Annotated in this window: 14 protein-coding genes; 5 read left to right on the top strand and 9 right to left on the bottom strand. The window is 63.4% G+C overall.

Features of this window, described 5'->3' with window-relative positions:
• Nucleotides 1-195: 195 nt before the first annotated feature.
• Nucleotides 196-609, bottom strand: a complete 414-nt coding sequence (locus tag IPK75_01010) for an NUDIX domain-containing protein (GenBank protein ID MBK8196917.1) — start codon at nt 607-609, stop codon at nt 196-198.
• A gap of 192 nt (nt 610-801) precedes the next feature.
• Entirely contained in the window at nt 802-1101 is a 300-nt protein-coding gene (locus IPK75_01005; GenBank protein ID MBK8196916.1) for a hypothetical protein, read from the bottom strand.
• A gap of 242 nt (nt 1102-1343) precedes the next feature.
• Between IPK75_01005 and IPK75_01000 the strand changes: the two genes are divergently transcribed.
• Nucleotides 1344-2684: an acyl-CoA dehydrogenase family protein gene (locus IPK75_01000; protein ID MBK8196915.1), complete on the top strand. Its 1341-nt coding sequence runs from the start codon at nt 1344-1346 to the stop codon at nt 2682-2684.
• Nucleotides 2685-2738: 54 nt separating this feature from the next.
• Here IPK75_01000 and IPK75_00995 read toward each other — a convergent pair whose 3' ends face one another.
• From IPK75_00995 to IPK75_00980, 4 genes are all read right to left on the bottom strand, one after another.
• Nucleotides 2739-4052 carry a cytochrome P450 gene (locus tag IPK75_00995; protein MBK8196914.1) on the bottom strand — a complete coding sequence of 438 codons (1314 nt, stop codon included), beginning with the start codon at nt 4050-4052 and terminating at the stop codon, nt 2739-2741.
• A gap of 64 nt (nt 4053-4116) precedes the next feature.
• Nucleotides 4117-4443, bottom strand: coding sequence for a helix-turn-helix transcriptional regulator (locus IPK75_00990; protein ID MBK8196913.1), 327 nt, complete (start codon nt 4441-4443; stop codon nt 4117-4119).
• The gene (locus tag IPK75_00985; GenBank protein MBK8196912.1) at nt 4443-5093 is read right to left on the bottom strand and encodes an SRPBCC family protein; all 651 of its coding nucleotides are present in this window, start codon (nt 5091-5093) and stop codon (nt 4443-4445) included. The genes IPK75_00990 and IPK75_00985 overlap by 1 nt, the downstream gene beginning before the upstream one ends.
• A 62-nt stretch (nt 5094-5155) precedes the next feature.
• Nucleotides 5156-6520, bottom strand: a complete 1365-nt coding sequence (locus tag IPK75_00980) for a tryptophanase (GenBank protein MBK8196911.1) — start codon at nt 6518-6520, stop codon at nt 5156-5158.
• A 245-nt stretch (nt 6521-6765) separates the two neighbouring features.
• Here IPK75_00980 and IPK75_00975 point away from each other — a divergent pair, with 245 nt between their 5' ends.
• On the top strand, nt 6766-8439 hold the full coding sequence (locus IPK75_00975; GenBank protein MBK8196910.1) for a DUF4332 domain-containing protein: 1674 nt from the start codon (nt 6766-6768) through the stop codon (nt 8437-8439).
• Here the strand turns inward: IPK75_00975 and IPK75_00970 are convergent, their stop codons facing one another.
• The gene (locus IPK75_00970; GenBank protein ID MBK8196909.1) at nt 8440-9417 is read right to left on the bottom strand and encodes a Gfo/Idh/MocA family oxidoreductase; all 978 of its coding nucleotides are present in this window, start codon (nt 9415-9417) and stop codon (nt 8440-8442) included. It abuts the gene before it with no gap.
• A 207-nt stretch (nt 9418-9624) separates the two neighbouring features.
• Between IPK75_00970 and IPK75_00965 the strand changes: the two genes are divergently transcribed.
• From IPK75_00965 to IPK75_00955, 3 genes are all read left to right on the top strand, one after another.
• A complete protein-coding gene (locus tag IPK75_00965) occupies nt 9625-10050 on the top strand; it encodes a hypothetical protein (protein ID MBK8196908.1) in 426 nt (141 codons plus the stop codon).
• A 154-nt stretch (nt 10051-10204) separates the two neighbouring features.
• Complete coding sequence (locus tag IPK75_00960; GenBank protein ID MBK8196907.1) at nt 10205-10486, top strand: hypothetical protein; 282 nt, start codon at nt 10205-10207, stop codon at nt 10484-10486.
• A gap of 34 nt (nt 10487-10520) precedes the next feature.
• Complete coding sequence (locus IPK75_00955) at nt 10521-11192, top strand: SDR family oxidoreductase (GenBank protein ID MBK8196906.1); 672 nt, start codon at nt 10521-10523, stop codon at nt 11190-11192.
• Here IPK75_00955 and IPK75_00950 read toward each other — a convergent pair whose 3' ends face one another.
• Nucleotides 11193-14423 carry an efflux RND transporter permease subunit gene (locus tag IPK75_00950; GenBank protein MBK8196905.1) on the bottom strand — a complete coding sequence of 1077 codons (3231 nt, stop codon included), beginning with the start codon at nt 14421-14423 and terminating at the stop codon, nt 11193-11195.
• Nucleotides 14420-15496, bottom strand: coding sequence for an efflux RND transporter periplasmic adaptor subunit (locus IPK75_00945; protein ID MBK8196904.1), 1077 nt, complete (start codon nt 15494-15496; stop codon nt 14420-14422). The genes IPK75_00950 and IPK75_00945 overlap by 4 nt, the downstream gene beginning before the upstream one ends.
• Nucleotides 15497-15655 lie beyond the last annotated feature (159 nt).

The raw sequence follows: 15655 nt of genomic DNA, 5'->3' as shown, positions 1-15655 counted from the left end.
TTGACAGCCCGCAATTAATGTCCAGCGGTGTCAATAATTCTTCTCTTATTCGCTGGCGTCGGCCTCTGCCCAGTTTCGGGACTGAAACGCGGTGGCGATTCTCGTCGTTCTATCTAGAGCGCTTCATCCGGCCGGGAGAAATGGGATCATCCTTAATTCCTTCACCCGACTTTAGGCGCGCGGGAAATCTCGGCCTCAGGATGCCCGGCACAAAAGCCAGGCTTGCGCGGCGGAGGTCAGCGGCGAGGGGAGGTCGTCGAGCTTGAACCAGCCCCAGCCGCCATGCTTGTGCGGCTCAAGTATTTGCGGCTCACCGGCAATGATCCGCGCATCGTAGACCGGGGCCACCCAATGGCGTCCGTCGCCCTTGTCGATCGTCTCGGCGATGCAGGCGAGACCGAGGATTTCGATCTCGATGCCGAGTTCTTCTGCAATTTCGCGCCGCGCCGTTTGCATGGCCGGCTCGCCGAAGTCGATCTTCCCGCCCGGCAGGCCCCAGGCCCCGGCTTCCGGCTGGCGCAGCCGCTGGATCAGGAGCAGCCGGCCGGCGTCATCGAGGATGGCAGCGCCGCACCCTGCTTCAGGCTTTCGGAGATCGGGATCGCTCATGTGACCAAGCTCACTGCAATTTTCTTTCGGAGACTCAAGTACCGATTGCATCCCTGAAACGTAGCCCGTTGGCCTGAGCGAGTTGTTCGCCTCGCGCGCCCCGCGCCAAGCTTGAACAGTCTGCGCCAATCAAAAAAGGCCGCCAAGGATAACCCTGGCGGCCCGAGGAGAAGCTTGGAGAGAGATCGAAGCTTATTTCTTCACAGCGGCGTTGCACTCTGCGAGTTCTTCGGCCGTCAGCTCGGAGCTGGTGTTGCGAAGCGCAGAAAGTTCGCCGACTTCTTTCGCGATCTTCTTGCAGATGCGAACGGTCGGCGCCTTGCGGTCGAGTTCAGCGGTGCAGGTGGTGCCTTCGCACGACCAGACGACGCTTTCGGCGACGACGCGCTTGTCCTTGACCGGATTCACGGTCTCGAACGTGTAGGAGCTGCTGGCGAAAGCCGGGACGGCGAGAACCGCGAAAGCTGCGGTGGCGATGATGGAACGGAGCATGGGAGGCTGCCTTTCGTTCGGGGTTGAGACTGCAAATCGGTGTCAGGCGTGTGGCCTGATCCATTGACTATCGAACGCTGAATAATTCGTCAAGCATTCAGAGCGCTCAATTCAGAATTATTGGAGAACTATTCGTTCCGTTATCCTGAAAGTCGCGCGGCGCTTGCCCCGGCGGCACAAATTGCCGCTTCGCGTGACAGGCGTATGGTGCCTTGCAGACAGGGACACAAGGGAGAGACACCATGGATTTCAATATTCCCAAGGACATTGCCGACTACCTGGTGGTGCTCGACAAGTTCATCGAGGACGAGATCAAGCCGCTGCAGGCGCAGGACGACAACGAGCGCTTCTTCGACCATCGCCGCGAATGGGCGCGCACAGATTTCGAGAATGAAGGCCTGCCGCGCCCGGAATGGGAAGCCCTGCTGCGCGAAGCCAAGAAGCGCGCCGACAAGGCCGGTCACCTTCGCTACGCGCTGCCGAAAGAGTTCGGCGGCCAGGATGGCTCGAACCTCGGCATGGCGATCATCCGCGAGCATTTCGCGCGCAAGGGACTCGGCCTGCACAACGACCTCCAGAACGAGCATTCGATCGTCGGCAACTTCCCGCAGATCCTGATGCTTCGGGACTTCGCCCGTCCGGACCAGAAGCACCTTGCGACGGCGGCGCTGGAAGGCAAGTTCATCGCCTGCTTCGGCCTGACCGAACCGCACCACGGCTCCGACGCGACCCACATGGAAACCCGCGCCGTGCGCCACAAGAAGGACGGCAAGGACGGCTGGCTGATCAACGGCGAGAAAATGTGGATCACCGGCATGCACGTTGCCACCCATATCATGCTGTTCTGCCGCACCAGTGGAAAAGACGGCGACGCGAAGGGCATCACCTGCCTGATCATCCCGGCGCGTGACCCCGGCGTGATCATTGAAGAGTACATGTGGACCTTCAACATGCCGACGGATCACCCGCGCCTCACCATCAAGGATGTCTGGGTGCCGGAAGATGCCGTGTTCGGCCCGCCCGAAGGCGGCCTCGCGCTGGCCCAGCACTTCGTCCACGAGAACCGCATCCGCCAGGCGGCCTCCTCCTGCGGCGCGGCGATCTACTGCATCAACGAGAGCGTGAAGTATGCGCTGGAGCGCAAGCCCTTCGGCAAGCCGCTGGCGACCAACCAGGCGATCCAGTTCCCCCTGGTCGAGCTCGCCACGCAGGCCGAGATGCTCCGCCTGCTGATCTTCAAGACGGCCTGGGAAATGGACCAGATGTCGAAACCGGAAGTGGCGATCAAGCTCTCCGACAAGGTGTCTATGTGCAACTATTACGCAAACCGACTTGTGTGTGAGGCGGCCGACCGCGCCATGCAGGTGCACGGCGGCATCGGCTATTCCCGCCACAAGCCGTTCGAGCACATCTACCGCCACCACCGCCGCTACCGCATTACGGAAGGCTCGGAAGAGATCCAGATCCGGAAAGTGGCTGGCCACCTCTTCGGCTTCATGGGCCCGAACAAGCATGGCCAGCCAAAAGGCGAAAAGGGCGCGGACGGCAAGAGCGTGGAGCCGACGGATTTTGCGGTTCGTTAGTCCGAGACAAACAAGCCAAAGCCGGGCAGGGCGCAGCGCCTTGCCCGGCTTTTCTTATTTGAGCCGGTAGCGCACCGGCAGGCTTTTCAGACCCGAGACGAAATTGGCGCGCGTGTTCTTCGGCTCGCCCGCCAGTTCGATGGATTCAAGGCGTGGCAGAAGTTCGGCGAACAGCGCCTTGATCTCCATCCGCGCCATATGCATGCCCAGGCACAGGTGCACACCGTGGCCGAAGGCGACCTGCTTCTTCACGTCGCGGTCGACTCTGAACTCGAACGGCTGGTCGAACACCTCCTCGTCGCGGTTTCCGGACCAGTAGAACAGCGTCAACCCGTCACCCTTGCGGATCGTCTTTCCACGGAGCGAATAGTCCTCGGTCGCGGTGCGCATGAAATGCTTCACGGGCGTCACCCAACGGATCATTTCCTCGACGGCGTTGGGCAGCAGCGCCGGGTTCGCCTTAAGTTTCGCCATCTGTTCAGGCCGGCGGATCAGCTCCAGCAGGCCGCCTGAGGCGGTAGAACTGGTCGTGTCATGACCGGCGGTCGCGACGATGATGTAATAGCTCATCGCTTCCCGGTCGCCGATGGGCTGGCCGTCGATCATGCCATTGGCAATCACGCTCGCAAGGTCATCTGTCGGGTTTGCTCGGCGCGCGGTGGTGATGGCGCCGAAATAGGCGAACAGTTCCTGCGCGGTCTGCAGGAGGTTGACGCCCTGGTCGCTGGTAACGGATTTGCCGTCCTCGGAAAGGTTGTCGCTCTCGGCGGCGACATCGGGGTCGCCGGGTCCGAAGATTTCCTGCGTCATCTTCATGATGAACTTTTCATCCGACCTCGGAACACCGAGAATCGAATTGATGACACGCAGCGGATACCAGAGCGCCACTTCCTTCACGAAGTCGCATTCGCCGCCAAGGCTGGCCATATGGTCCACGTGTTCCTTGGCAAGGCCCGCAATACGCTCCTCCAGCTTGCGAAGGTTCGGCGGCATGAACCAGCCCTGCGTCAGGGCGCGCAGCTTCATGTGCACCGGGTCGTCGAGGTCCACCAGCGTCCGGAAGAGATGCGTGTCTCCCGTCATCGACTTGATCCACGCCTCGCCCGCAATCGGGCTGAGGTAGGTGCGCTGGCTGTTGGTGAAAATCTGGTGCTGGCGCTCGATCTCGAGGATGTCCGCCTGCTTGGTCACCGACCAGAAGGGCCGGAAGCCTTCCGGCTCGGTCCAGTGCAGCGGGTCGTCCCGGCGCAGCTTCGTATAGACGTCGTGGATTTCCTCGCTCGCATAAAGCTCCGGATTGACGATCTCGTCATCCAGCCGCCCGCGCTTGAAGCCTTCAAACTGTGCATTCGCGCCATCTTCCGCCATCGTGTTCCTCCCGTTTATTTTGGGGAACACTGGAATGCCTGCCGCACGGGCCGTCAAGCAGAGGCTAGTCCTGCTTCTTCTTGCCCCGGCGCACTTCTGTCGCCAGCGATTCCAGCTTGTGTGTCCAGAAGCCCCGGAAATGTCCGAGCCAGTCATCGACTTGCCGGAGCGGCGCCGCATCCAGTGTATAGATGCGCCGTGTGCCTTCGGCGGCGACGGTCGCAAAGCCGTTCTCCCGCAGCACCTTCAGATGCTGCGAGACGCCGGCCTGCGAGATGCCGAACTCGGCCTGGATCACTTCAACGACCTCGCCGGAGGACCGGCTGCTCTCGGACAGCAGTTCCAGAATGCGCCGGCGAACGGGGTCGCCGAGTATGTCGAATGCGTGCATCAGCCGCCGCCCGGAGGCGCCTCGCCCAGATAGAATGCCGTTGTACTCGCTGCGGCAGGTCCTGCAATCGCCGGATCGTTGCCGGCGGCAATCGACGCCTCGCGCCAGCCATCGCTGCTGGTCCGCACGAAGGATTTGTAGTCGGCGGTCTTCCCGTATTCCTCGTCATGCCCTTCCGGCTTCGACCAGCCCGACGCAAGGTGCGTCTGCAGGCCGAGCATCCAGAGATCCCAGCCAACCCCGACCGCGCCCGGGCCATACTTGGCGGCCCAATCCGGATCGACATGGGCTTCGTGAATCAGCTGCAGGTGCGTTTCTTCAGCATTGACCGCGCGCAGATGCACTTCGACCCAGCTGATCCCACCCGCAAACTCCCACGTCACCTTCAGCGTCTTCGGCGGATCGCATTCAAGGATGCTGCCGGCCGCATTGCCCTCGATCTGGAAACGGCCGCCGAGCTTGTATTCGCCGCTGACATTTCCGAACCAGCGGGGCAGGCGCTCCGGGCTCGTGAGCGCGTCCCAAAGATCGTCAATGCCGGTGTCATAGTTGCGTTCGGCGACAACCGCTTCCATCGGTTTGCCATCGCGCTCGCTCTTGCGGACAGTACGGCTCGTTGCGCCGATGGCAGCGCTGATATCATGGATCATGACAGGACCTTTCTATAATTCAAAACTTATATAAGTGTAGAATTATAAAAAGGTCAACCGGCTCAGAGCTTCGCAAACTCCGCCGTGAAATGCCGCATCATCGGCGGCTCCTTCACGATGCGCATTCCGCGCAACGTGTCCTTTGCTGCCGCCACCTCCTCCAGCACTTCCACCACATAGTCGGCATGGCTTTGCGTATAGACGCGGCGGGGCATGGCGAGGCGGACGAGGTCCATGGCGCCGGGCGCCTCGCTGCCGTCCGGTTTGCGCCCGAACATCACCGTGCCGATCTCGCAGGCGCGGATGCCGCCGGCCTCGTACATCGCGCAGGTCAGCGCCTGACCCGGATATTGCAGCGGCGGAATATGCGGCAGGAAGGCGCGCGCATCGATGAACACGGCATGGCCGCCCGCAGGCTTCACCACGGGAATGCCCATCGCGTCGAGGCGTTCGGCGATGTAGGAATTGCTCCGTACACGGTAACGCAGGTAATCTTCGTCGATGATTTCCTTCAGGCCCTGCGCAATCGCGTCAAGGTCGCGGCCCGCAAGACCGCCATAGGTCGGGAAGCCCTCGGTCTGGATCAGCAGCGTGCGCGCCCGCTCGGCGAGCGCATCATCGTTCAGCGCCAGCCAGCCGCCGATGTTCGCGAAGGCATCTTTCTTGGCGCTCATCGTCATGCCGTCGGCGACTGCAAAGGTGTCGCGCACGATGTCCTTGATCGAGCGGTCCTTCTGGCCTTCTTCGCGCAGCTTGATGAACCAGGCGTTCTCCGCAAACCGGCAGCCGTCGATATAAAAGGCCTTGCCGAACTTCTTCGCCAGCGCCGCCGCGCCGCGAATGTTGGCGAGGCTGACAGGCTGGCCACCGCCGGCATTGTTGGTGATCGTCATCATCACAGCCGGGATGCGCGCGCCGTGCTCCGTCAACACGCGCTCGAGGGCCGCAAGATCCATGTTCCCCTTGAAGGGGTGGTCCAGCGACGGCACGCGGCCCTCCGCAATCGGAAGATCCAGCGCTTCAGCGCCCATCGCCTCGATGTTGCCGCGCGTCGTGTCGAAATGCGTGTTTGACGGGATGAGGTCGCCCGGCTTCGCGATCAGCGTGAACAGCAGGTGCTCCGCCGCCCGGCCTTGGTGCGCCGGAATGATGTGACGGAAGTCCATCAGATCCTTCACCGCCGCTTCGAACCGGTAAAAGCTCGGCGCGCCGGCATAGCTTTCGTCGCCGGTCATCACCGCGCCCCACTGGGCCGCGCTCATCGCCGAGGTTCCGCTATCGGTCAGCAGGTCAATGATCACGTCGTCCGAATGCAGCTTGAACAAGTTGTAACCTGCGGCCTTGAGCAAGGCTTCGCGTTCGGCGCGCGTGGTCATCCGGATCGGCTCGACGGACTTGATGCGGAACGGTTCGATGATGGTCTTCATGTGTCACTCCCGGGCGTTATGTCCCTGAGTGAAAAGCGGTTTTGCCGCTCCGCGCACAGGAACTCCTGCGCTGCGGTTGCCCTCCCGGTAGGCCGGAAGACGGCCGCGCTCAGCGCCTGTTGCGATGGCAGGGCCATAGCACGACCCGGCCATTCCTGCCAAGGCGGCGAGGCGGGGTTAACAGCGCATTCACCATCTTCGAACACCTTCGCCGGAATCGAACCGCCGCCCCGAAGGACAAGGCCATGACCCTGCTCGAACGCGTGATCCGCAATCACCGCTGCCGCTCGACGCACCATTTCATTGCGTTCGATGCGCTGTCGCTGATTTCGGGCGACGAGGGCGAAGCGTGGAAATCCCTGTTCCTCGTCCACCACGAACATCTCCTGAAAGGCGCAAAGGCGCCGGACGCCGAGTTCAAGGATTTCAAGAACCACGTCCTCCACGTCTCCGAAGGCGAGTGGGGCGGGGCGCGCGGCAAGGCGCAGGAATGGTATGCGCGCGGCGTCGAATTACTCTCGAAGAAGCGCTGGAGCGAGGCGGCTTACGCGTTCGGCGTCCTCAGCCATTACTATGCCGACCCGATCCAGCCCTTCCACACCGGCCAGACCGAGGCCGAAGGCGTCATCCACCGCGCGGTCGAATGGAGCATTGCGAAGTCACGCGCCGAAACGGACGCCCGCATCGAGACGAGCGGCTATCCGGAGATCGATGTGCCGGACGGTATGGGCTTCGTGTCCGACATGGTGCGCGAAGGCGCCGAGCGCAGCCATGCTCACTACGACACCTTCATCGACCATTACGATTTCGATGCCGGCGTCGCCAACCCGCCAGCCGGCCTGGACGAGACAATGCAGGCGGCCATCGCCGATCTCGTTGCCTACGCGACAGCAGGCTTCGCCGCGATCCTGTCGCGCGGCATCGAGGAGGCCGCCGTGGCCCCGCCGAAAGTGAACCTGACCCTGCAGGGCTATTTCGAAACGCTGGATATTCCGCTGCGCTGGATCACGGCCAAGCTCGAAGACGCCGCCGACAAGCGCACCGTCGAGCGCATGTATGCCGAGTTCCAGAAGACGGGCAAAGTGATCAAGACCCTCCCGGCTGACGACAAGAAGATCCGTGCCCTGCATGCCAAGGAAGTGCGCCGCATTCCGCTGAAGCAACTCGACGCTGAAGAGATCGCGCCGATCGGCACGCTCAACGAGAACCGCCTCGCTGCCGAGCCGCTGGAGCTTACACAGCAGGCGGAGGATATCGTCGACGACATCCCGCCCGCCGAGCTTGCCGAAATCTCCCGCCGCGATTCCACCAAGTCCGGAATCCGCGGGCTTTTCGGCACGCGCAAACGCAGCGCGCCGGAGCCGGAGGAAGCCGAAGTCGCTGCGGACGCCGAAGAGGCCAGCTCCGCTGAAATCCTTTTCGACGCCGAAGAAGAGCCGGCCGAGACGGTCCAGCCTGCGAAGGCACCGAAGGTCGAGGAGGACGGCTCGCCTCGCCGCCTGGCGTCGATCACGCGCGACGATCCGGTCGTCGACGCACCGTCCATCGGCCGCAAGACCGCCAAGCAGCTCGCGCGCGCCGGCATCACCACAATCGGTGACCTGCTCGACTGCGATGCGGACATGGTGGAACTCGAACTCAACGTGCGCCACATCACGTCGGAAGCGATCCGTACCTGGCAGGACCAGACCCAGTTGATGATGGATGTGCCGGGCCTGCGCGTCCACGATGCCCAGCTGCTGGTCGGCGCCGGCATCACCACGCGCGACGACCTCGCCGGCGCGTCGGCGCATACGATCTTCGAACTGGCGATGGAATTCCTGGCGACGCCGGAGGGCGAGCGCGTCCTGCGCGACGACCAGGTGCTGCACGAAGATGAAGTCGAAGAATGGATCGGCATGGCGCAGGACGCCGCCTGATCAGGCCGGGCGGTCGACACCCGCCGCTGCATACACCGCATCGATCAGCGCCATGTTGGCCACCGCATCTGCCCCGCCCGTCAAAGGTGGGGCATTTGCTTTCATCACGTCTATCATGTGCCTCAGCTGGTGGTCGTAGGTCGTCTGCCCGTCCACGGTGTAGCGTTCAGTCGACCGGCCCCGCCGGATCGTGATCGAATGGCCGTGCGAGGGGTGCAGCGGGTTGCGCGCCACCAGCACGCCCTCTGTGCCTTGCAGCGCGAGCAGGGCTTTGAAGCGCTGGCCTTGCATCATTGAGGTGCGCACCTTCGCGGTCACGCCGCCGGCAAACTCCAGGTTCGCTTCCGTCTCGAGGTCCACGCCGTGTTCGCTCAGCGTCGCGCTGGCCGATATTAGGTCCGGCTCTGATCCCGCAACCGTGCGTGCCCAGTGCAGGGCGTAACATCCGAGATCCATCAGCGCGCCGCCGCCCAGTGCGGGATCATGCCTGAGTTCGCCCGGACGGTACTTGATCGCGACCGAAAATTCCGAACGGATCGCGCACAGCTTGCCGATCGCGCCCGCATTTACCTGCCGGAGTATTTCGCCGAACATCGGATGGAACCGGTAATGGAATGCCTCCAGCAGCGGCCGGCCGGTGCGCGCCGCCGCATCGGTCATTGCCCGCGCCTCGCGCGCATTCATCGCAAACGGCTTCTCGCACAGCACGGCCTTGCCGGCCTCCAGCGCCGCGATGGTCAGGTCCATGTGCCGGTGTGGGGGCAGGGCATTGTAGATGAGGTCGATGTCCGGCCGCGCGATCAGCGCTTCATAGCTCTCGGCGACATCCCGGATGCCATTGGCGTCGGCATAGGTCCGCGCGCGGGCGCCGTCGCGCGCGGCCACCCAGGTGATTTCGCAATCGCTTCGCCTTTCCACAGGTTTGATGATCGCCATCGGCGCGATCTTCGCCGCGCCAAGAATTCCGATACGGATCATGCAAGCTCCGGTTTTACTGCGGTTTTCGGCGCAACATTACAGCGAGGGTAAACGAATCCGCGCGCTCTGTTTACCCCAGCCTAACGCGCCTTAATCGCTTTCTTCATCCGGGGTGAAAAAAAGTTCACGCCGGTAAGATTCCAGAAACCACGCGCGGCGAAGTTGGTCCTGTCACCGAGGCCATTGATCTTAGGAGAGCCTTTGCCAATGATGATTGATCTGATAGCGCATCTCGCTACATGCAATGGTCTCGGCGACACCCAAGCCAAACGCGCGCTGGGTATTGTCCTGAATGGCGCAGAGCGTCAGGGCAGCCCGCTCGCAGAAGTCATGTTCAAGAAGGTTCCCGGCGCGCGTGTCCTCGCTGCGCGGACCGGTGACGAGATCGGCGCCCCGACCGGCGAGATCGCACGCCTGATCGAGCAGACCCCGGGCGGCCGCCGCCGCGTCGCCCTTTCGATGATTTCCGCACTCCAGGAAGCCGGCCTTGATCACAGGCAGATCGGCACGCTCCTGCCGTCCATCGGCAGCTGGATGCAATCCGTATACGGCATGAATGACTTTGGCCATCTGGGTGACCTGATGAGCCCTGCGGGATCGCCGGCCCGCGGAGAGGAGGTGCGCGCCGCGTAACGCACTGGCCCTGCGAAGGGGAACTGACGCTGCCTTATCCAGACCCTTTGTTGGTCATCGCGTCGTTCCAGAGTATCCGGGCCGCCCTTCGGGGCGGCCCTTTTCTTTTGCGGCCGTGCCCGCTAGACGCCTGTGGCTGCCACGGAGACCCGAGATGAGCGACACAGTCCTGACCCGCCCGGACGAGGCGATTGCCTTGCGCCTGATCCAGGTCATCCGGGCCGATGCTGAGGCCAGATGCGCGCCGGATGCGGTCGACCTCGTCTCGGTGACCTTCGACGTCGCCGCCGCCGGAGCAGATCCCGCAAAGCTCACCTATTCGCCCCGCGTGGACCGCAAGACGCGCACCATCCTGTTCACAGGCGGCGCAGCCCAGGGCGACGGCGCCACCGTGATGACCGCAACGGCGGTTTACCGGATCACGCCGCAGGCCTAGGCTCTCCCGGAACAGGATTTCCGGAGAACCACCCATGCCGACAACCCTCATCACCGGCGCCAATCGCGGCATCGGCCTCGCCCTCGTGCGCGCGTTCCAGAAAAACGGCCACAGCGTCGTAGCAACGGCGCGTGATCCCGCCGCGGCTGCAGACCTGAAGTCGACCGGCGCCGAGCTGCACGCACTCGATGTTGCCGACCCAGCCTCAATCGCGGCGCTCGCCGCCGCGCTGAAGGGCAAGCCGGTCGACTATCTCATCAACAACGCCGGCCTCGGCGACCGGGCCGACATGCCCCGGCTTGACTATGACCGGTTCGAGGAATTGCTGCGTGTGAACACCGTTGCGCCGATCCGCGTGCTCGATGCGCTGACGCCCAACCTCGAGGCCGGCAAGGCGAAGGTCGCCGTCGCCCTGTCCAGCCAGCTGGGTTCGATCCAGAACGCCGATGCCGCTTTCGGCCTTGCGTACCGTGTGTCGAAAGCCGGGCTCAACATGGGGCTGCGCACGGCGGCGCACTCTCTGGCGGCGAAAGGCATCACGCTCCTCGCCCTGCATCCGGGCTGGGTGAAAACCGACATGGGCGGCGAACAGGCGCCCGTCGAGCCGGCGGACAGTGCCGCCGGCCTCTACAAGGTCATCACCGGATCAGGCGCCTCGAAGGAACTTCGCTTCATGGATTATCAGGGCAAGACGCTGCCCTGGTGATCATTCTGCGGCGGGTGGCAGCAGGTTCTTCTTTTCGCCCACGTCGTTGGCCGCGCTTGGCACCGCCTCGTCTTCGCCGTGCGCGGCCCAGGGGCTGTACCGGTTCCAGAGACGCTTGCTGAGGCGCTCGAACCGGTCTGGCACCAGAAGCCAGGTCGGCGTCACCAGCAGGATGACGATGGTCGAGAAGCTGAGGCCGAACACCACGGCTGTCGCCAGCTGCACCCACCATTCGGAGCTTGCGCCGCCGAAATTGATCGCGCCTTCGCGGAAGTTCACGTTCATCTGGAAGATCATGGGGAGCAGACCCAGAACCGTCGTGAACGTGGTCAGCAGGATCGGGCGGATGCGCTGCGCCGCGGTTGCGATGGCGGCATCTTCCGACGAGCGGCCGTCTTCCTTCAGGCGGTTGTAGGTGTCGATCAGGATGATGTTGTTGTTCACAACGATCCCCGCAAGCGCCACGATGCCCGTGCCGATCATCAGGATACTGACATAGGGCAGCAGCAAGTTGATGCCGACGAGCACGCCCGCCGTCGAGATGATCACTGCCGACAGTGTCAGGACGACCTGCCAGAAGTTGTTGTATTGCCAGAGCAGGATCACCGCCATCATGAACAGGGCGGCAAGCGCCGCGCCCACGAAGAATGCGCCGGCTTCCGCGGTGTCCTCGTCGGCGCCTTCAAACTTCACTTCGAGGCCGGTCGGCAGGTCTTGCGTGCTCAGCCATTCCTTGAGCTCCGCCACGATCGCGGCGCCCGCGCCCTGTTCGCGCGCATTGCCGCGCACGTCGATCACGCGTTTGCCGTCGCGCCGTTCGATCTGGCTGATCCGGGGCGCTGCCTCACGCGTCACGAACAGCGACAGCGGTACGTTGCCTTGCGGCGTTGCGATCTTCAGCGCATCGATGGCGGAGGCCGAGCGGTCTTCTTCCGGGAAGCGGACACGGATGTCGACTTCCTCGTTGGAGTCGTCGGGGCGGTAGCGGCCGACGAGCACGCCATTGGTGATCAGCTGGACGGCTGCGCCGACCTGAGCGACATCAACGCCGAACTTGCCGGCCTCGGCACGGTCGACCGTGAGCTGGTATTCGACGCCGGGCAGGGGCCGCGAGTCGTCGATCTCGATCACGTCGCTGCGCGCTTCCAGCCAGCTACGGATGGCCGTGGCGGTCTTGTCGAGGTCTTCCGTATTGTTGCTCAGCAGCGCGACCTGGATGTCCTTGCCGCCCGGCGGGCCTTGCTCGCGCGACTGGATCTCGAACCGCATCGCCGGAAGGGCTGAAAGCCGCGCGCGCACTTCATCAAGCGTCTGGCGCGCATCATAGGGGCCGTCAGACGTCGTGTAGAGATCCATCAGGATCTGGCCGATCGTGTCCTGCGGGATGTCGCCGACACCGTCAAAGCTGATACCCTGGCTCACCCCGGTGCGCGTCGAGAGCGCCGCGATCCCGTCAAGGCCGGCGATTTCGTCCTCCGCCACCTTTACCAGTTTGGCCTTTTCTTCAGCCGACAGGGCGCCCTGCGCCTGCACGAACACGTAGGCCTGCTCAGGTTCGATATCGAGGAAGAACTCGGTCTTGTGCTGCTCCGAGCCGAACCACATGAAAATTGCAATCACGGTGGCGAACACGGCTGCGGTGGTGATCAGCGGCCGGCGTACGGTTTCCGATACGACCTTCACGTAAGCGCCGATCCAGCCGGTCGTCTTGCGCGGGTCGCCGTCTGCGGCCAGCGCCGACAGGTTTTCATCCTTGCCGCCTGAGCGCCCGCCAATCACCGTGCCGAGCACCGGCAGGAAAATCAGCGCCACGACGAGCGATGACGTCAGCACGAAGATCAGTGTCAGCGGCAGGTATGCCATGAACTTGCCGGGCATCGAGTTCCAGAACAGGAACGGCACGAACGCTGCCAGCGTCGTCAAGGTCGAGGACACGATCGGCCAGAACATGCGCTTTCCTGCGAGGGCGTAGGCGTCCTTCCGGTTCATGCCTTCGGCCATCTTCCGGTCGGCATATTCGGTCACCACGATACCGCCATCGACGAGGATACCGACGGCAATCACCATGCCGAACATCACCATCATGTTGATCGTGTAGCCGAACGCGCCGAGGAACAGGAACGCGATCACGAACGACGAGGGGATCGCGATACCGACCAGCGTCGCGGACCGGATGCCGAGCGCGGCAACCACGACGATCATCACCAGTAGGATGGCCGTCATGATCGAGCTCTGAAGCGTCCCGAGCTGCGAGCCGATCAGTTCGGACCCGTCCGACGTAATTTCGGCGCGCACGGTCGGCGGCCATTTCTTGCTTTCGTCCTTGACGATGTCGCGGACATTGTTTGCCGTATCGAGAATGTTGGCGCCCGTGCGCTTCACAACTTCGACCAGCAAGCCCTTCTCGCCGTTGAACGTCGCAGAACCCGTTGCGTCCTTGAACGTGCGGCGCACCTCGGCCACGTCGGACAACGTCACCACGGCGTCGGCCGTGCGCTTGATCGGCAGGTTCAGCGCGTCAGCGCCGGTCCGGATGATGCCGGGAACCTTGACCGAGAAGCTGCCCTGTCCGGTGTCGATCTGGCCGGCCGGAACCAGCTGGTTGTTCGACGCAACAACCGAATAGATCTCCTGGTAGGAGATATTGTAGGCCTCAAGCTTGACGGGATCGATGACGATCTCGAGCAGTTCTTCGCGCTTGCCCTGCACGCGCGCTTCCAGCACGCCGGGGTCGGTTTCCAGGCGGTCCTTCAGGTCCTCGGCAATCTTGGCAAGCCCGCGTTCCGGCGCGTCGCCATAGATGTTGATCACCATCACAGGAAACTGCGCGGCGTTGAATTCGGTCACGATGGGTTCGCGCGCGTCAGCGGGGAAATACCGCTTCGCCATGTCCACCTTGTCCTTGACGTCCAGCACGGCCTGGTCGACGTCCACGTCGATCTCGAAGCGCAGGATCAGCGTCGCGGCGCCTTCAGCGGCGTAGGACGAAAACGTGTCCAGCCCTTCGAGCGATTGCACTTCCTGTTCGATCGGGCGCACCAGCAGCCGTTCGGCGTCTTCCGGCGTCACGCCCGCGAGCGGCACGGTGATCGCAACGACCGGGATCGGAATGTCCGGGTCGGCTTCCTTGGGCAGGTTGATGTAGGCCATCGTGCCCGCGATGACCGAGCAGATCAGGATGGCAATCACCATCCTCGCGCGGCCAATGGCGCCGTCGATGAGGGCGTTCATGGCGTTGCTCCGCCTTGCGCAACAGGGTTCACTTTCACGCCGTCATTCAGGTAGTCCTGACCGATCGCAATCAGCGTCGCGGTTTCCGGCAGGCCCGTCACCCAGGCGCCGGCCTGCGTCTCGTCGATCACCCGGATCGGCGCGAATGCAACCGTCTTGTCGGCCTTCACGTAGCGCACGCCCAATTCTCCGGCGTCGGACAATGTCAGCAGCGAGCGCTGGATCAGTGTGGCCGGCACCTTGCCAGCGGGCACCGTCAGCGTTGCGGTCACGCCGGCCGAGACCGGAGCGTCGCCGGTCACCAGTTCAGCTTCCACCGGAAAGGTCCGCGTCTGGTTGCTGGCCGCGCGCGCCACGTAGCGCAGCTTGGCCGGGAAGGTGCGTCCGTCGGCCAGCAGGGCCGTGCCCTCCATACCCGGCTTCAGGAGGCCAGCTTCGGCTTCGGTCACTTCCGCCGCCACGATCACCGGGCTGAGGTCGACCAGCAGGCCGCACGCAGAACCCGGTCCAAGATAGTCGCCGGCCTCTGCCAGGCGTTGTTCGAACACACCGTCGAACGGCGCGCGGATCTGCGTCCGGCCGAGTTCCACCCGCGCGGCATTCACAGCGGCCTCAGCCGAGTCCAGCGAAGCCTTCGCGGCCAGTTCGCGGTTGGCCGGCGCGAGGCCCTTCGCGGCCAGCGACACCGCGGCTTCATAATCGATGCGGGCGGAGTCGCGCGCGGCTTCCGCTTCCTTCACGCGCGCGCTGCGGGCTTCCACGTCCAGTCCGCACAGCAGCGCGCCCTGTTTGACGAAGGTGCCTTCGCGCACGGGGGTCGACACAACCGTGCCCGACGTGCCCGATTTCACGGTCACGGATTTGTCCGGCGCCGAGCGGCCCTTGGCGATGATCCGCAATTCGTGCGGCTCGCTGGCGGCCTGCAGGACAATCGCATCGGTGACGTCGGCCGGCGCCTGCGAGGCGACCGGCGCGTTTTCCGAGCCAATGCTTCCGCGCATCAGGCTTCGGGCTCCAAAATACAGCACGATGGCTGCCAGGATGGCGGCGGCAATGATCGTTGAACGGTTCACGGGGGCGGGCTTTCCTGGGAGGTGTGCGCGGTAAGATAGTATTGAGTGACGCGAGAGTCATCTTTCGCGCCCGCAATAATTATCTCAGCACCACTTTCCACCCGGCAAACAACCGGAAGATTATGGTTAATTCAGCCGTCAGAAGTCTTCAGTTTCAGG

Source organism: Acidobacteriota bacterium, assembly GCA_016712445.1.
In the GTDB taxonomy this organism is placed as follows: Bacteria; Pseudomonadota; Alphaproteobacteria; order Caulobacterales; family Hyphomonadaceae; genus Hyphomonas.
The sequence above is the reverse complement of the archived record's forward strand: the minus strand, read 5'-3'. Positions and strand labels throughout refer to the sequence as shown.